Origin of the sequence: Pseudomonas putida, from assembly GCF_005080685.1 — a bacterium.
In the GTDB taxonomy this organism is placed as follows: domain Bacteria; phylum Pseudomonadota; class Gammaproteobacteria; order Pseudomonadales; family Pseudomonadaceae; genus Aquipseudomonas; species Aquipseudomonas putida_V.
On record NZ_CP039371.1, the window covers coordinates 2847721 to 2864447 of the forward strand.

Consider the following 16727-nt stretch of genomic DNA (forward strand, 5'->3'; position numbering starts at 1 on the left):
TTGCGCTATCCCGCGTGCACGCACGTTGCAAACGTTTTCCTGGACGCCGCTTGGCGCTTGCCGTGCGCTGTACTATCAGACCAATGGCACCGCGCCAGGTCGCAGACCGCTTTGAGGACGCCGCGTGTCCGACTGCACCAGCAAGGGCGCGTGCTGGTGGCATCGACAGGGCTGCAAGTGCGCTCCAATGAGGTACTATCACGCTCCGCGCCATCGCCAAAGCCTTTGAATATCAAGGTGATGGCACTGTTTTCCGGGTCTCGATGACCTAAGGTTTCGTAGTTATTTCGCTTTCGGCTGAAGTCGATTTGACCCGCTATCGCGACACAGGATCCACGTTTTGTCCGAGCTTTCACAGAACCCGCTGCTGCAATATCTGGCCCGCCTTGCACCGTCCAGCCAACAGACCATGCGCTATGTGCTTCAGGATGCCGCCGACCGGTTGGGTTTCGTCGACCATGATATCGCCGACGTGCCCTGGCACCGGCTCGATCCTGGCCATGTCATCGGCCTGGTCGCGGCGCTGCGTGCCGACGGCTACGCGCCCAACAGTTCCTCGCTTTATGTCAATGCAGTGCGCGGCGTGATGAACGAAGCCTGGCGTCAGGGCCTGATCGACCACGAACAGTTGCTGCGCATTCGCGAGGTCAAGCCTGATACCGGCAGCCGTCTGCCACCGGGGCGCAACCTGCGCCGCAGCCTGATCCGCGAGCTGATGGAGTTGTGCGCTGCCGATCCGCGTCCCCAGGGTGTGCGGGATGCGGCGATCATCGCGCTGTTATATGGCACCGGCATGCGCAAGTCGGAATCGGTGGACATCGACCTGGACGATGTCGACTTCGAGGCCCGTAGCGTACAGGTGGTGGGCAAGGGCAATCGGCAGCTGATCAAGTACGCCCCCGCCTGGGCGTTCGAGAAGCTGCAGGCCTGGCTCGACTTGCGCCGCGAGATGCTCCCCGAAGGGGCGAGCGACGATCCGTTCCTGTTCAATCGCATCCGCCGTGGCAACCACATCACCCGGGCGCGCATCACCAAGCATGCCATCTACTACATTGCCCGCCAGCGCGGCGCACAGGTGGGGGTGAAGATCATGCCGCATGACTTCCGCCGCGCCTTCATCACCCGGGTGATCGAGGAACACGACCTGTCGATCGCACAGAAGCTGGCGCACCACGTCAACATCCAGACCACCGCCAGCTACGACCGCAGGGATGACAACGAGCGGCGGCGGGCGGTGGATCGTTTCGACTATTGAGTAGAGGCGTCGAGGTTGTCAGTGAATGCTCGATGCCAACTCGAAGATCGGCATGTACATCAGGATCACGATGAGCCCGATGAGCAGCCCGATGAAGGTCATCAGCAACGGCTCGAACAGCTTCACGAACCACTCCACCCAACGGCCTATCTCCTGGTCGTGAAAATCCGCGCAGCGCTCGAGCATTTCGCCGAGGTTGCCTGATTGCTCCCCGGCGCGCAGCAGGCGCAACGAGACCGGGGTCACCAGCTTGGCCGCTTCCAGCGCATCGGACAACGGCAAGCCTTCGCCAACCCGCTGGCTGGCCTGCTCAAGGCCCTGCGCCGAGGTACTGCCCAGCAGCCCGCGGGCCATGCCCATCGCGGTCAGGATGGGAATGCCGCCTTGCAGCAGGATGCCCAGCGAGCGGTAGAAGCGTGCCAGTTCGTACATCATCAGCCGTTGATGCAGCGCCGGCATGCGCCGTAACTGGCGAGCCACCCAGCGACGTACCAACGGGTGGCGGCGCAGCATCACCAGGGCGCCGCTGGCGCCGGCCGCACCCAGCGCCAGCGGGACCTGCTCTGCATGCAGGAACAGGCCAATCTGCATCAGCACCCGCGACAGCCAAGGCAGCTCGCTGCCCATGCCCTCGAACACCAGGCTGAAGCGTGGTACCACGTAACCGAGCAGGAACAGCACAACGCCTCCGCCCACCAGCAACAGCAGCAACGGGTAGACCGAGGCGCCCACCAGCTTCTGTCGAACCAGGTCCAGTCGCTGCCGGTAGCCGATGTAGCGCGCCAGCGCATCACCCAACGCGCCGGTGCGTTCGCTGGACTGCACCAGCGCCACGTAAAGCGGCGGAAACACGCGGGGCTGCTGGCCTAGCGCCTGAGACAGGGAACGGCCTTCATAGAGCTGCCGGACCAGCGCTTCGAGCACCTTGCGTGCGCCTGCGCCGGGGGCTTTTTCCGCCAGGCTCTCCAGCGCATCGATCAGTGGCAGGCCGGCGTTTAGCAAAGTCGTCAGTTCCTGGCTGAACAGCACCAGGTCGAACGCCGCCTCGCGACGCCAGGCGATGCCACGCAGGGCGCTGCCCTGGCTGCGAATGCTGACCACTTTCAAACCTTGCTCGGTGGCCTTGCTGCGCGCCTGTTCGACGTCCTCGGCTTCGATTTGCAGTTGCACCACGCCCCGGCTGCCCAGGGCCTTGAGGTGATAGCGCATGAGCCGTCTCCCTCACTGCCAACTGGTGATTTCGGCGTTCTCGCCATCGCCGCCGGGCTGGCCGTCCTTGCCCATGGATAACAAGTCGTACTCGCCGCCGTTCTCCCCCGGTTGGCGATAGATATATGGCCGCCCCCATGGGTCCTGGGGTACCGCCTTCTGCAGGTACGGGCCCGACCAGCGCGCCTCGCCGCTGGGGGCGGCGACCAGCGCCTGCAGGCCTTGCTCGCTGTTGGGGTAGTGGCCGACCTCCAGCCGGTACAGATCCAGGGCCTTGCCCAGGCCTTCGATCTGCGCCCGCGCCACCTTTGCCTCGGAGCGGCCGAGCTGGCTGAAGTACTTGGGCGCGACGATACCGGCCAACAGGCCGAGTACCACCAGTACCACCAAAAGCTCGAGCAGGGTGAAGCCACGTTGGGGATTGGGTCTGCGTTGCATGGTGAATCCTCCGCTGCTGGGACATGCCTGGCAGTCGCCATGCAACAGCCGTGCACGTCTGCCTCGGGGCCTTGCGCCATGCGCCATGGCAAGCGGCACGGTGCTTGCGTCGTAGCCATAAAGTCCCGGATTTGCGGGGCATTTCCCCCATATCGGGGGCACGGCGGGGAGGCGACCGACATGCGTGGACTCATCCTGGTTTCATTGTGGCTGGCGGCGACGATCGCCCAAGCCGATGTGTACATTTCCATCGATGCCAAGGGCGGCTACGTACTGACCAACGTCCATCGACCCGGACGCCACTATGAACGGGTGATCAGCGAACCGATCGCCCAGGCCGGGCCGAGCAACGCCCAGTTGATCACCGGGCGCCCCTATGCCGACGTGGTGGCTGCGGCGGCTCGCATCCATGATGTGCCCCAGGCGTTGCTGCATGCCCTGATCAAGGCCGAGTCAGGCTACAACCCCCGGGCTCGTTCGGCGGCGGGGGCAGTGGGGTTGATGCAGCTGATGCCGGACACCGCCCGAGAGATGGGGGTGGAAAACAGGCTCGACCCCGAGGACAACATCAAGGGCGGTGCGCGCTACCTCAAGCGCATGCTGAAGCTCTTCGACAACGACATCACCCTGGCGGTGGCTGCCTACAACGCCGGACCCGACGCAGTGCTGCGCCGTGGCGCGATACCGCCGTTCGCCGAAACCCGTCGCTATGTCCCCGCAGTGCTGCGCGAGTACCGCAAGCTGCAAGGGCTGGCGGCGGATTCGCCACTCTAGGAGCGCTGACCATGGGCCGCCCGCAGATTCTCTCCATCGACTCCCCAACTCTGGGCTATAACCTTTCACAGGTGCCCAGCAGTGGAGTCCGCCATGGACATCGCCCCCCGTTCCGAGACCGCCATGATGCCTGCCGTTGCTGATGCTTCCAGCGGGCGCCGGCCCTTCGACCTGCTGCGCTGGTACGCCTGGGTCAGCCTGGCCATCATCGTCTCGGTAGCTGCCGGCCTGGGGCTGATTTCCAGCCGCTTCATTATCGATGAGAGCATCGAGCGCGATGCGCTGCTCACCGCCCAGTTCATTACCGCGATCGCCGATGCCGAGGTGCGCCACGTATCGATCCCCAACGTGCGTACCATGGGCGAGTTGCTCGATCCACGGACCGACCAGGCAGCCTTGCCGGATGTCGACCCGGATGCCCGGCGCAAGGCGCGCGGCGAGTTCCTCGACCATATCGCCCATTTGCCCGACATGCTCCTGGCCAATATCTATGCGCCGGATCGCACGGTGATCTGGTCGAGCAACCCTGCCTTGGTGGGCAAGCTGATCGAGGGCGACAGCGACCTGGACCGGGCTTTCGAGTACAAGATGCGGGTTTCGGCCAGCTATCACGATTTCGAGCAGGCCCGGGCCGAGCAGAAATTCGTCACACCGCCCGAGCAACTGTTCATCGAGAACTACATTCCGCTGTTCGACGCCGATGGCGAGCGGGTAACGGCCATGGTCGAGATCTATAAGGAGCCCCATGACCTGATCGTGCGCATAGAGCACGGGCTGATCCTCATCTGGCTGGCCATCGCCGTGGGGGCCGGGCTGGTCTATGTCGGCCTGTACGGCATCATGCGTCGCGCCGCCCGGGTAATGGCGGTACAGCAGAAGCGACTGATCAGCAATGAAACCTATGTGGCCCTGGGCGAGGTGTCTTCGGCGGTGGCGCACAGCTTGCGCAATCCCCTGGCCAGCATCCGTTCCAGCGCCGAGTTGGCCCAGGCGTTCGACGAAGGTCCGGCGCAGCGCAACGTCAACGACATCATCAGCCAGGTCGACCGTATGTCGCACTGGATCCGCCAGTTGCTGCAGTCGCTGCGCCCACTGAACGACGAGGCCGTGCCGGTTGACCTTGCCCAGGCGCTGAACGAAAGCCTGCAGGCCTTCGCTGTACCCCTGGCCCGCAGCGGCGTGACCCTCGACCTCCAGCCGCTACCGGCAGTCCAGGTCCTCGGCCACCCGGCGCTGCTCGCGCAGATTTTCAACAGCCTCATCGCCAATGCCCTGGAGGCCATGGAGCAGGGCGGCCGTCTGCGGGTTGAGGTCGTGCGCCATGACAGGCGCAGTATCACCCTGCGCCTGGCGGACAGCGGCAGAGGCATGAACGAGCAGCAAGCGCGCCTGGCCTTCAGGCCATTCTTCACCACCAAGCAAGGTGGCTTGGGGGTCGGACTGGTATTGGTACGCCGGATAATGGAGCGGTTCGGCGGCTCGGTTCGGCTTAGCAGTAGCGAGGGGCATGGCACACGGGTATCGCTGAGTTTCAAGTTGGCTAGGTCTTCATAAATGTTCTTAGAATAGATTCCTAACTATCTGATTAATAAGTATTTGCAGTATTTTGGGTGAAAAATACCCAAAAGTGGGGAATTATCCTCGAATTGATATCTTATTGGTTATTTAAGTCATTGATTTACATGTATTCGCAGTTATCGATATAAGCCTGGCTGAGTTTTTGCAGCACCCCATACGCAATGTTCGGCAGCTTGGCTGCCATGGCGAGGCGCCACTAAATTGCTACCCTGGGTAGCAGTCGTGTCGAAGGCGCTTTTCGAACGGACTCCCTGTGTGGAACCCAACCGATGCAGATGCTGGAAGACCCTGTTTCCCCAGCGGCAGCACCCACCAGCAGCCCGGCAACGCCGGTCAGCCAGTTCAATCTGCTGCGCTGGTTTTCGGTGATCAGCTTGCTGATCATCGCTGCGGTAGCGGGCGGACTGGGGTATGTGTCGACCCGTTTCGTGGTGCGCGACAGCGTCCAGCGCGATGCCATGCTGACGGCCCAGTTCATCCAGGCCATCGCCCAGGCCGAGGTGCGCCATTCGCAATTGCCACCGGGTACGACCATGGGCGAACTGCTCGACCCGCGGCTGGACCAACAGCACCTGCAGTTCACCCCGGCGCTCGCCGAGGCGACCCGCTCGGAGTTTCTCGACCACGTCGCCCATCTGCCGGACATCCTCCTGGCCAATGTCTATGCCCGCGACCGCACCATCGTCTGGTCGACCAATCCACAGTTGCTGGGCAAGCGAATCGAGGCCGACGGCGACCTCGATCATGCGTTCCGCTCGCGCAAGGCGGTGTCGGCCAGCTACCACAAGGCCGATGAGGACCGTGAGGAACAGAAGTTCCAGCGCGAGCCCCAGTATTTGTTCATCGAGAACTACATCCCGCTGTTCGACAGCCAGGGCGAGCAGGTGATGTCGATGGTCGAGATCTACAAGGAGCCGCACGACCTGGTGCGACGCATCCAGCGTGGCTACGTGCTGATCTGGGTCTCGACCCTGGTCGGCGGTGCGCTGATCTACTTCGGCCTGTTCTGGATCGTGCGCCGCGCGGCGCAGTTGCTGAGCAATCAACAGGACCGCCTGGTGGCCAGTGAAACCTATGTGGCCCTTGGCGAGATGTCCTCGGCGGTGGCTCATAGCCTGCGCAACCCGCTGGCCAACATTCGCTCCAGCGCCGAACTTGCCCAGGAGATCGCCAACCCCCTGGCTCAGAAGAACATCGTCGACATCATCTGCCAGGTCGACCGCATGTCACGCTGGGTGCGCGACCTGCTGGTGTCGCTGCGCCCGACCAGTGATGAAGCCGAGGCGGTGGACCTGGTGGCGGCGGTCGAGGATGCCCAACTGGCCTTCGCCCAACAGATCGAGCGCAACGGCGTGCAGTTTCGCTTCGAAGGCCCAGCAGTGCAGTGGGTCGCCAGCCAGCCGCTGCAGCTCACGCAGATTCTCAACAGCCTGTTTTCCAATGCGCTCGAAGCCATGCCCAAGGGCGGTACGCTCTGCGCCGAAGTCAGCCAGCTGGATGGGCAACGTGCCCAGTTGCTGCTGACCGATACCGGCAAAGGCATGACCCAGCAACAGGAGCGCATGGTGTTCAAACCGTTTTACACGACCAAGCAAGGCGGCCTCGGCGTCGGCCTGGCTTTGGTCAAACGGATCATGGAACGTTTTGGCGGCTCGGTCAGCCTGAGCAGCCGCGAAGAGGAAGGAACCCGCGTCAGCCTCATTTTCAATATCGCAGCGGGAGGGGACCATGGAGCACAGCATCCTGGTAGTCGAGGATGATGAAATCCTTGCCGAAAACATTCAGACCTACCTGGGCCTCAAGGGGTTCGAGGTCACCGTCTGCCACAGCGCCGAGCTTGCGCTGGAGCAGATCAAGCGGGCGCAGCCCGATGCGGTGCTGACCGACAACTCGTTGCCTGGCATGAGTGGCCACGATTTGTTGCGTACCTTGGTGGCCCAGTCGCCGGACCTCAAGGTGATCATGATGACCGGCTACGGCAATGTCGAAGATGCCGTGCAGGCCATGAAGGAGGGCGCGTTCCACTACTTGACCAAACCGGTGGTGCTGGCCGAGCTCAAACTGACCCTGGACAAGGCCCTGGCCACCGAGCGGATGGAGCGCACCTTGTCGTTCTATCAGGAGCGCGAAGCGCAGAAGTCCGGTTTGCAGGCGCTGATCGGCGAGTCGCCGGCCATGCTCGGCCTCAAGCACACCTTGCGCCAGGTGCTCGACGCCGAGCGGCGTATGGCCAGCGATGACCTGCCGCCGGTATTGGTCGAGGGCGAGACCGGTACTGGCAAGGAACTGGTGGCCCGCGCCCTACATTTCGATGGCTTGCGCAGCAAGGGGCCGTTCATCGAATTCAACTGCGCCTCGATCCCGGCCAACCTGCTCGAGGCTGAACTGTTCGGCCACGAAAAAGGTGCCTTTACCGATGCCAAGGACCGCCGTGTCGGTCTGGTCGAGGCCGCCGATGGCGGCACGCTGTTCCTCGACGAGATCGGTGAAATGGACCTGCTGCTGCAGGCCAAGCTGCTCAAGTTGCTGGAAGACCGCAGCATTCGCCGTATCGGCGCGGTGAAGGAACGCAAGGTCGACCTGCGGGTGATCAGCGCGACCAACTGCAACCTGGAGCAGATGGTGCAACAGGGCAAGTTCCGTCGCGACCTGTTTTTCCGCTTGCGCATCATCGCCCTGAAGGTGCCCAGGCTGTACGCCCGCGGTCAGGATATCCTGTTGTTGGCGCGGCATTTCCTGGCCCATCACGGGCGCCGCTATGGCAAGCCGAACCTGCGTTTCAGCGCCGAGGCCGAGGCCATGATGCTGAGCTACAGCTGGCCAGGCAACGTGCGCGAGCTGCGCAACATGCTCGAGCAGACCGTGCTGCTGGCGCCCCATGAAGTCGTCCAGGCGCACCAACTGAACTTGTGCCTGACGTTGATCGACGAACCCATGTCGCCCCCTGCGGCGATGCCTCTGGAGGTGCCGCGTCACGAGCCGGAACCGGGTACCAGCCTGCCCGACATGGAGCGTGACCTGGTGTGCCGGACGCTCGACCGTACCGACTGGAATGTCACCAAATCGGCACGGATGCTCGGGCTCTCACGCGACATGCTGCGTTATCGCATCGAAAAACTCGGCCTGACCCGGCCGGACAGGCGGCAATGGTAGCCCGTGGCGCCCATGCGGCCGATACCGGCGGCATGGGCGGTACCGGCTTCAGGGTTTACCGCTGCCCGCATCACCGCCCTGGCCGCCCGTACCTTCCGAGCCGCTGCCATCCATTCCCGGCAGGTCGCGGTTGTCGTTCTGTTGGGCTGGAGGGTCTTGCGGGTCGGTGCCTTGCAGGCGCGGATCGGTATCGCGCGGCATGGGCTGTTCGATTGGGTTGAGGGTGCTGTCGACGCCCGGCTGCGGCGCCGGGTTGTGCGGGTCGTCGGGGTAGGTCGGGCCGGTGCCCACCGCCCAGGCCAGGGGTGAGGCGAGCAGGGCGGCGAGTAGCAGGGTCGATCGGTTCATCGGGCAGGCTCCTTTGCATGGGTAGGCGTCTTCCTTCGTTCGGCCTACCCGGGGCGCCAAGGTGCCATCACCCCGATCAGCGGTCAGACCACCAGCGACAGCAACATGATGAAGATGATGCCGACCACCGAAAGAATGGTCTCCATCATGCTCCAGGTCTTGAAGGTTTCGGCGACGGTCATGTTGAAGTACTGCTTCACCAGCCAGAAACCGGCGTCGTTGACGTGCGACAGGATCAGCGAGCCGGCACCCGTGGCCAGCACCAGCAGCTCGCGGTTGACCCCCGGCACCAGGTCGATCACCGGCGCGACGATGCCGGCACCGGTGATGGTCGCCACGGTCGCCGAACCTGTGGCGATGCGGATCACCGCTGCCACCAGCCAGGCCAGCAGGATCGGCGAAATCTGCGCCTGCACGGCCATCTGCCCGATCACATTGCCGACGCCCGTGTCCACCAGCATCTGCTTGAAGCCGCCGCCGGCACCGACGATCAGCACGATGGCCGCGGTAGGCGCCAGGCTCTGGTCGAGCATCTTCATGATCTGCTGGCGAGTGAAGCCGCGCGCCGAGCCAAAGGTGTAGAAGGCCAGCAGCAGGGCGGCGAGCAGGGCAGTGATGGGGTGGCCGATCAGGTCCATCCACTGGCGCACCACGTGCTCAGCCGGCAGTACCACATCGGCGAAGGTCTTGAGCAGCATCAGCACCACCGGCAGCAGCACGGTGACCAAGGTGATGGTGAAGCTGGGCAGGTTGCCGCGGTCGGACTCCTTGGCAATCTGGTCCATCAGTTCCTGGGAGGGGCTGCCGGGGATGTAGCGGGCGATGAAGTTACCGAACAGCGGGCCGGCAATGATGGCTGTCGGCAGCGCCACCAGCAAGCCATAGAAGATGGTCCGGCCAATGTCGGCGTGGAAGATGCCGATGGCCAGCAGCGGCCCAGGGTGTGGCGGCACCAGGCCGTGGACCACCGACAGCCCGGCCAGTAGCGGGATGCCGATCTTGATCAGCGACACTCCGGAACGCCGGGCGACGATGAACACCAGCGGCACCAGCAGCACGAAGCCGATTTCGAAGAACAATGGAATGCCCACCAGGAAGGCGGCGAACATCATGGCCCAGTGGACGTTCTTCTTGCCGAAGGCGCGGATGAGGGTCTGGGCGATCTGGTCGGCACCGCCGGAGTCGGCCATCAGCTTGCCGAGCATGGTGCCCAGCGCCAGGACGATGCCGACGAAGCCGAGCACGCCGCCGAAACCGTCCTGGAACGACTTCATGACCTTGGCTACGGGCATGCCCGAGGTCAGGCCGAGAAAGCCCGCGGCCAGGGTCAGAGCGACGAAGGGGTGAACCTTGAAATGGGTGATCAGCAGAATCAGCCCGACGATGGTGACGAGAGCGTCGAGCAGCAGGTAGGTATCAGTAGCCAGTCCGAACATGGTGTTTATGCCTCGGTCTTATCGTTGTTTTTGGCGTAGCTTTTTTGAACGTTCATCGCTTTGCGATGTAAAGGTAGCGCTGTCTTTGGTGAGCGGAAAAAACCACCGAAATCAGGCAGTTCGCGCCAGTTCCCGTTCACCGCAGGGCTTTACCCAGGTGTCTACCGCCTGGGCCAAGGCCTCGACTGACCGGGTGGCATCCAGCGCCAGGGTCAGTGGCTCGCCATGGGGCGGTTCGAGCGCGGCGAACTGACTGTCGATCAGGCTGGCCGGCATGAAGTGGCCGGGACGGGCGAGGACGCGTTGCTCGGCGTCGGCTGGCGTCAGCTCGAGAAATACGAAGCCGACGCCCGGCATGGAGGCGCGCAGGGTCTCGCGGTAGCTACGCTTGAGTGCCGAGCAGGTGAGGATGGGGCGTACGCCATCCTTGGCCACACGTTTGAGCTCCTCGCCCAGGCTGACCAGCCAGCCCGCACGGTCATCGTCGTCGAGGGGGATTCCGGCGCTCATCTTGGCGATGTTGGCGGCGGGGTGGAAAGCATCGCCTTCGATCAGGCGACCGCCGCTTAGGGCAGCGATGGCAGAGCCGATGCAGCTTTTGCCGCAGCCGGCCACGCCCATCACCACGATGGCGGACAGTGGAGCATTCATCGATACCTCCTGCGGGGCGAGACAGCGCTGTCTTGGTTGTAACGCGAGGCTGTCTTCCCGGTGTTGTTGATCTTGTCCTTACGCAGTATGGACGCCTGGCGCTCAGTCGCTACCGTTGCGACCAAAGATTACATTGCCTGCGTCCTGAGACAGCGCTACCTTAGTGGCCGTTCCCGTCTCTTTGCAAGTAGTAAAATTACAACAATCATGTCTCGTACAGGTTCTCGCACTACCGGTCGCCCCACCCTGGCGGAAGTCGCCAGGCTTTCCGGGGTTTCCCCGATCACCGCCTCCCGCGCCTTGCGCGGCGTCAGCACGGTCGCGCCTGCCCTGGCGGAAAAGGTCGCGGCCGCCGCGGCCAGCCTCGGTTACGTTGCCAACCCCGCTGCGCGAGCGCTGGCTTCTGCCCGCAGCCAGTCGGTGGTAGTGCTGATCCCATCGTTGTCCAACCAGTTGTTCATCGATACCCTCGAAGCCATTCACGAGGTCATGCGCCCGCGAGGGCTCGAAGTGCTGATCGGCAACTACCACTACGATGTGGCCGAGGAAGAAAACCTCATCCGCAACTACCTGGCCTACCAGCCATGCGGAATCCTGCTCACCGGCTTCGAACGCAGCGACGCTGCGCGGCAGATGCTGGCCGCCAGCGGCGTGCCATGCGTGCACATGATGGAGCTGGGCGGCGAGGGCATGTTCTCGGTGGGGTTTTCCCAGCAGGAGGCCGGACGCGCCGCGGCCCGGCATCTGATCGCGCGGGGTCGCAGGCGCCTGGCATTCATCGCCGCACAACTCGACCCGCGGGTGATGCAGCGGGCCGAGGGCTTCCGCCAGGCATTGATCGAGGCTGGTCTTCAGGCCGACGATCTGGAACTGCTCGCACCGCAGCCTTCGTCCATCGCCCTGGGGGGAGCGTTGTTCACTCGATTGCTGGCACAGGCGCCGCAGGTCGACGGCATTTTCTTCTGCAACGACGACCTGGCCCAGGGGGCGGTGCTCCAGGCGCTGCGTCAAGGCATCGATGTGCCGGGGCAGGTGGCAATGGTCGGTTTCAACGACCTGCCGGCGTCTGCGCACATGGTGCCGCGCCTTACATCCATCCGCACCCCCCGCGCCGCCGTCGGCAAGCATGCCGCGCAGGCACTGTTGGCATTGCTCGATGGCAAGCCCGTGGCGGTCGAGCGGCAGGACCTGGGCTTCGAGTTGGTGGTGCGGGAGAGCTCGTGAAGACCGCTTGCCAGTCACAAGCGGTTAAGTACTAAGTGCTAGCACTTTGCTGGCGCTCATGCGCGAACGATCTATGCTCAGGGCATCTCACGGTGAGGGGCCCGCGTCATGTTCGATTTCCATCGCAAGTCAGACTTGATCGAGATCCAACTCAGTCGGCAGGCCTTGGCCGGTGCCGAGGCCAAATTGGCAGCGATCAGTCGCTCGATGGCCATGATCGAGTTCGCCCCGGATGGCACGATCCTCGAAGCCAACGAGCATTTCTGCGAGACCCTGGGCTACAGCGCCGACGAGCTGCGCGGCCAGCACCATCGGATATTCTGCGACCCGGCCTACGCCAGAAGCGCTGACTACCAACGGCTGTGGCACGACCTGGGCGAGGGCAAGCCGATCAGCGGCACCTTCGAGCGCCTGGACAAGGCAGGCCGGGAGGTGTGGCTGGAGGCCAGCTACATGCCGGTGTTCGATGCGCAGCGGCAGGTCACCAGCGTCATCAAGGTGGCCTCGGACATTACCCGACGGGTGATCGAGGAGCACGAGAGCGAGAGCCTGCTCAAGGCCATCGGTCGGTCGATGGCGGTGATCGAGTTCACCCCGCAAGGGCGCGTGATCAAGGCCAACGACAACTTCCTGGCGACCATGGGCTACCGCGCTGAGGAGGTGCTCGGTCGTCACCATGGCCTGTTCTGCCTGCCCCACGAGCGCGAGTCCGCGGCCTACCGCGAGTTCTGGGCCTCACTCAACCGGGGCGAGTACCACTCGCACCGCTTCGAGCGCATCAACAAGCAAGGGCAGACCGTCTATCTCGAGGCTTCGTACAACCCGATCTTCGACAACAAGGGCCGCCTGTACAAGGTGGTCAAGTTCGCCAGCGACATCACCGCCCAGGTCACCACCCAGCAAAGCGCCGCCGAGGCCGCCCACGCAAGCTCCGTGCAGACCGACGCCTGCGCCCGCAAGGGCACCGAAGTGGTCCAGCAGACCGTGCAGGTGATCGAACAGATTTCCCGGGAGCTCAACGACGCCGCCCGCAGCATCGATGCGGTGAGCAAGCAGTCGGATGTGATCGGGCAGATCGTCCTGACCATCCGCGGCATCGCCGATCAGACCAATCTGCTGGCCCTGAACGCGGCCATCGAGGCTGCCCGGGCCGGCGAGCATGGGCGCGGCTTCGCAGTGGTGGCCGACGAGGTGCGCAGCCTGGCGGCGCGTACCAGCAAGGCGACGCTGGAAATCGTCGACGTGGTGCGACAGAACCACGACCTTTCGCTCACCGCGGTGGCCAGTATGCAGTCGAGCCTGTCGCGTACTGGCCGTGGGGTCGAGTTGGCCAACGAAGCCGGCACGGTGATCATGGAGATTCAGCAGGGCTCGCGACATGTAGTGGATGCGATCGGGGAGATCACCTCGACACTGCAATTGCATTGAGGACTTCGGCCAGTTCGTCGCTCAGGGTCTGCAGGCCGACTTGCAATTGCTGGCGAAGCTCGCCAGTGGGTTCGCCCCGGGCCTGGGCCTGCTCGATGGCTTCGCAGAGGCTGACGATGCGGCGCACCTTGAGCATCTTCGCGCCGCCCTTGATACGGTGGGCCAACGCGCGCAGTGCCGTATCGCTGGCTTCGTCGCTCAGTGCCTGGAGGGCGGCGAGGTCCTCGCCAGCGCTCTTGGCCAGTTGTTCCAGCAGTCTGCGGGTCAGTTGCTCGTCGTCCTGCGTCAGGTGACGCAGTTCGTCCAGGTTGAAGTAGCGGGGCGTCGCGGCACCCGGCGTCGCGCCTGTGAGGTGCTGTCTCAGGGTTTGCAATCCGATCGGCTTGAACAGGCAATCATCCATGCCGCTGGCCAGGCAACGTTCACGCTCTTCAGCCTGGGCATTGGCGGTGATGCCCAGGATTCGACAGGGCGGTAGGCCCCGCGACTGTTCGCTGGCGCGGATGGCGCGGGCGAGGGCATGGCCGTCCATGACCGGCATGCTGCAATCGGTGAGCACCAGTTCGAACGGCGTCGATTGCCACAATGCCAATGCCTGCTCGCCGTTTTCGGCCAGGGTGACGCGATGGCCAAGGTTGGCGAGCTGCTTTTCCAGCAGCATCAGGTTGGCCGGGAAGTCGTCCACCACCAGGACATCCAGCGCACGTGCGGCCTCTGGAGGCGTGTGGGTGGCAGGTGAGGGCAGTTCGGGAGGCTCGCAGGGGGGGAGGTTCAGCAGTACCTCGACACGGGTACCGACGCTTTCGACGCTCTGCAGATGAAGTTCGCCGCCCATCAGTTGTGCCAGCGTGCGGCTGATTACCAGACCCAGCCCGGCACCCTGCTGGGCCCTTGGGCCTTGGACCTGGGCAAAGGCGCTGAACAGGCGGGCCTGATCGGACGCGGCGATACCGATGCCGGTGTCGCGTACGGCCAGGCTTACGCCGATGTCGGTGGGACGCGGCGTGAGCCGCAAGCTGATCTGGACCTCGCCACGGTCGGTGAACTTGATCGCGTTGCTCAGCAGGTTGGAAAGAATCTGCTTGAGCCGCAGTGGGTCGGCGCGTACCCAGCAAGGCTCGTTCGGCACCTCGCTGTGCAGGTGCAGCCCCTTCAGGTGCGCGCTCCCCTCGAATACCCTCACGCAGGCGTTGACCAGGGCGACCAGATCGACCGGCACCGGTTGCAGGGTCATGTGCCCCGATTCGATGCGCGAAATGTCGAGAATGTCGCCGATCAGTTCGAGCAGGCCGATGGCCGAGTCGTGCGCGGTGCGCAGCGTCTCGATGTCGCAGCGACCGGACCGGCTGTCTTCCAGTGCCAGTTCCAGCAAGCCGATGACAGCGTTCATCGGGGTGCGTATTTCATGGCTCATGGTAGCCAGGAAGGTGCTCTTGGTCTGGCTGGCGCGCACCGCGTCGTCCTTGGCCTGGCGCAACTGTTCCAACAGGCCTCGGCTCAGCCCCAGCTGGGTCTGCAGGGCTTGCTGGGCCTCGGTGCGCTGGTGTATGAGCTTGCGCAGGTAGCTGTTCCAGAACACCACGCCGGCCAGCAGCAGGGCGGACAGGATCAGCACCTGCAGGGCCAGGGTGCGGTAGTTGCGCCAGGGGCTGTCGCTGACCAGGGTGCTGGTTCGCCAGCGATTGATCAGTTGGTCCAGCTCGTCCGGGGGAATGCTCAGCAGTACCTTGTCGAGGATCGCCTGCAACTCTGGCTGGTCGGGCGCCACCGCGAATGCCGCGACGGCCGGGTCATCGCCAAGTACCGCGGCAATTTGCAACGTGCCCTTGAAAACGTGGTTGATGTAGTAGCTGGCGTTGATGTGGCTGCTCAGGGCGACGTCGGCATCGCCATTGGCCACGGCCTCCATCAGGCCAAGCGGGTTGTCCACCTCGACTACCTCGGCGCGGGGATACTGGCGCTGGATCTCTACGCGTTGTGGTGAGCCGCGTAGCAATGCCACGCGCTTGCCATCGAGGGCCTTGGCCTGGCTGGGCAAGACACCCTTGGCGCGGGTCACCAGCACCCTCGGGCTGACCAGGTAGGGGCGGGTATAGCGCACCTTGGTGGCGCGTTCGGCGCCATAGCCCAAGGCGCCGATCATCTGCGCCTTGCCGCGCGCTACCAGGTCGACCATCTTCTGTACCGAGTCGTACTCGACGATGTCGAAGTGCAGCCCGGTGCGCAGGGTTATCTGCTTTAGCAGGTCAAGGGTGATACCGCTGGCGTGCTGCTGGTTGTCGTTGAATGTGAGTGGGGCAAGGGCGCTGTTGACCAGTACACTGACGGTGGGGTGGGCAGCGATCCAACTGCGTTCTGGCTCGGTCAGCGTCGCAGGGTAACGATTGAGCAACAGGCTGGTGTTGCCGCTGCTCCAGCGCCGCAGGATGTTCATCCGCTCGCTTTCGGTGATTCTCAGCAGGGCCGCGTCGACCAGGCGATGCAAGCGCGAATTGTCATGGGTCAGAGCGAAAGCGAACGCCGCAGAGGGTGCCTGACAGAAATGGTCGATCTTCAAGGTGCCCTGGTAGCTCTTGCCGATCAGGTGGTCGGTGCTGATCGCGTCGCCGAGGTAGGCGTCCGCTTCCCCCAGTTCGACGGCCGCGAGGCCAGTGAGCGTGGAGCGATACAGGCTGAGCTGAGCCTTGGGATAAAGCGCCCTGACCTGTGCAGCCGGCAGGTAGTGGTCGACCATGGCCAAGCGCAGCCCTTCGAGGTCGCGGTTGTGTTCGAGGCTGCGTCCTTCGCGGACGACGATTACCGGCAGGTCATCGGCGTAGGGCTGACTCAAGGCGAGCTGGGCATCGGCAGCTTCGAAGGCATTGGAGCTGCCCAGCAGGTCGATGCGTCCCTCACGCAACGCGGCAATCGCCTCGTGGCGGCTGGCGAAGCGCCGGACCTCGATGGTGATGCCAAGCTGTTCGGCGATCAGCCCGGCGTAATCGGCGCTCAGGCCTTCATAGTCTGCCAGGCTGGCATTCATTTCGAAGGGGGGGTAGTCGGGCGCCGAACTGCCCAGCCTCAACACCTTGCGCTGTTGAAGCCACTGCCGGTCCTGGGCGTCGAGTTTGACCGGCGGTACGGCACTGATCGAGCGCGCCAGCAGGTGGCGCGGCTGGCCATCGGCCTGCGCGATGGCGTCGGTGGCGAGGCAGGCGAGCAGCAGGAGCAGGCAGCAGAGGACGACTTTCATC

At 63.9% G+C, this 16727-nt stretch carries 12 protein-coding genes and 2 pseudogenes; 8 read left to right on the forward strand and 6 right to left on the reverse strand.

What is annotated here, in order from left to right:
* Positions 1-340: 340 nt before the first annotated feature.
* The gene (locus E6B08_RS13105) at positions 341-1255 is read left to right on the forward strand and encodes a site-specific integrase (protein WP_136914400.1); all 915 of its coding nucleotides are present in this window, start codon (positions 341-343) and stop codon (positions 1253-1255) included.
* Positions 1256-1273: 18 nt separating this feature from the next.
* Here E6B08_RS13105 and E6B08_RS13110 read toward each other — a convergent pair whose 3' ends face one another.
* Both E6B08_RS13110 and gspG read right to left on the reverse strand, forming a co-directional pair.
* Entirely contained in the window at positions 1274-2464 is a 1191-nt protein-coding gene (locus tag E6B08_RS13110; protein WP_136914401.1) for a type II secretion system F family protein, read from the reverse strand.
* Positions 2465-2476: 12 nt separating this feature from the next.
* Positions 2477-2902, reverse strand: coding sequence for a type II secretion system major pseudopilin GspG (gene gspG, locus E6B08_RS13115; RefSeq protein WP_136914402.1), 426 nt, complete (start codon positions 2900-2902; stop codon positions 2477-2479).
* A gap of 180 nt (positions 2903-3082) precedes the next feature.
* On the opposite strand from gspG, the gene E6B08_RS13120 reads away from it, so the two are divergent.
* The 4 genes from E6B08_RS13120 to E6B08_RS13135 all read left to right on the forward strand — a co-directional run bounded on the left by E6B08_RS13120 (position 3083) and on the right by E6B08_RS13135 (position 8407).
* Positions 3083-3676, forward strand: a complete 594-nt coding sequence (locus E6B08_RS13120; RefSeq protein WP_136914403.1) for a transglycosylase SLT domain-containing protein — start codon at positions 3083-3085, stop codon at positions 3674-3676.
* A 93-nt stretch (positions 3677-3769) separates the two neighbouring features.
* Entirely contained in the window at positions 3770-5230 is a 1461-nt protein-coding gene (locus E6B08_RS13125) for an ATP-binding protein (protein WP_136914404.1), read from the forward strand.
* A gap of 293 nt (positions 5231-5523) precedes the next feature.
* A complete protein-coding gene (locus E6B08_RS13130; protein ID WP_136914405.1) occupies positions 5524-7014 on the forward strand; it encodes a sensor histidine kinase in 1491 nt (496 codons plus the stop codon).
* Positions 6983-8407: a sigma-54-dependent transcriptional regulator gene (locus E6B08_RS13135; RefSeq protein ID WP_136914406.1), complete on the forward strand. Its 1425-nt coding sequence runs from the start codon at positions 6983-6985 to the stop codon at positions 8405-8407. The genes E6B08_RS13130 and E6B08_RS13135 overlap by 32 nt, the downstream gene beginning before the upstream one ends.
* 48 nt (positions 8408-8455) lie before the next feature.
* Here the strand turns inward: E6B08_RS13135 and E6B08_RS13140 are convergent, their stop codons facing one another.
* The 3 genes from E6B08_RS13140 to E6B08_RS13150 all read right to left on the reverse strand — a co-directional run bounded on the left by E6B08_RS13140 (position 8456) and on the right by E6B08_RS13150 (position 10842).
* Positions 8456-8755, reverse strand: coding sequence for a hypothetical protein (locus tag E6B08_RS13140; protein ID WP_136914407.1), 300 nt, complete (start codon positions 8753-8755; stop codon positions 8456-8458).
* An 83-nt stretch (positions 8756-8838) separates the two neighbouring features.
* Positions 8839-10191, reverse strand: coding sequence for a GntP family permease (locus E6B08_RS13145; RefSeq protein WP_136914408.1), 1353 nt, complete (start codon positions 10189-10191; stop codon positions 8839-8841).
* A gap of 111 nt (positions 10192-10302) precedes the next feature.
* Complete coding sequence (locus E6B08_RS13150; protein ID WP_136914409.1) at positions 10303-10842, reverse strand: gluconokinase; 540 nt, start codon at positions 10840-10842, stop codon at positions 10303-10305.
* A gap of 207 nt (positions 10843-11049) precedes the next feature.
* Between E6B08_RS13150 and E6B08_RS13155 the strand changes: the two genes are divergently transcribed.
* The 3 genes and pseudogenes from E6B08_RS13155 to E6B08_RS31510 all read left to right on the forward strand — a co-directional run.
* Positions 11050-12066: a LacI family DNA-binding transcriptional regulator gene (locus E6B08_RS13155; protein ID WP_136914410.1), complete on the forward strand. Its 1017-nt coding sequence runs from the start codon at positions 11050-11052 to the stop codon at positions 12064-12066.
* Positions 12067-12174: 108 nt separating this feature from the next.
* Positions 12175-12957 (forward strand): annotated as a pseudogene (locus E6B08_RS31505) (PAS domain-containing protein); the annotation flags it as partial.
* A gap of 108 nt (positions 12958-13065) precedes the next feature.
* Positions 13066-13494 (forward strand): annotated as a pseudogene (locus E6B08_RS31510) (methyl-accepting chemotaxis protein); the annotation flags it as partial.
* On the opposite strand, the gene E6B08_RS13165 reads toward E6B08_RS31510, so the two are convergent.
* Positions 13469-16726 (reverse strand): transporter substrate-binding domain-containing protein, encoded by a 3258-nt coding sequence (locus E6B08_RS13165; RefSeq protein ID WP_136914412.1) that lies wholly within the window; start codon positions 16724-16726, stop codon positions 13469-13471. The pseudogene E6B08_RS31510 and the gene E6B08_RS13165 sit on opposite strands and share 26 nt — an antisense overlap.
* Position 16727 lies beyond the last annotated feature (1 nt).

Coding starts and splice junctions, on each gene's coding strand:
- E6B08_RS13110 (WP_136914401.1), bottom strand. CDS start 2,464: ATGCGCTATCACCTCAAGGCCCTGGGCAGCCGGGGCGTGGTGCAACTG.
- gspG (WP_136914402.1), bottom strand. CDS start 2,902: ATGCAACGCAGACCCAATCCCCAACGTGGCTTCACCCTGCTCGAGCTT.
- E6B08_RS13120 (WP_136914403.1), top strand. CDS start 3,083: ATGCGTGGACTCATCCTGGTTTCATTGTGGCTGGCGGCGACGATCGCC.
- E6B08_RS13125 (WP_136914404.1), top strand. CDS start 3,770: ATGGACATCGCCCCCCGTTCCGAGACCGCCATGATGCCTGCCGTTGCT.
- E6B08_RS13130 (WP_136914405.1), top strand. CDS start 5,524: ATGCAGATGCTGGAAGACCCTGTTTCCCCAGCGGCAGCACCCACCAGC.
- E6B08_RS13135 (WP_136914406.1), top strand. CDS start 6,983: ATGGAGCACAGCATCCTGGTAGTCGAGGATGATGAAATCCTTGCCGAA.
- E6B08_RS13140 (WP_136914407.1), bottom strand. CDS start 8,755: ATGAACCGATCGACCCTGCTACTCGCCGCCCTGCTCGCCTCACCCCTG.
- E6B08_RS13145 (WP_136914408.1), bottom strand. CDS start 10,191: ATGTTCGGACTGGCTACTGATACCTACCTGCTGCTCGACGCTCTCGTC.
- E6B08_RS13150 (WP_136914409.1), bottom strand. CDS start 10,842: ATGAATGCTCCACTGTCCGCCATCGTGGTGATGGGCGTGGCCGGCTGC.
- E6B08_RS13155 (WP_136914410.1), top strand. CDS start 11,050: ATGTCTCGTACAGGTTCTCGCACTACCGGTCGCCCCACCCTGGCGGAA.
- E6B08_RS13165 (WP_136914412.1), bottom strand. CDS start 16,726: ATGAAAGTCGTCCTCTGCTGCCTGCTCCTGCTGCTCGCCTGCCTCGCC.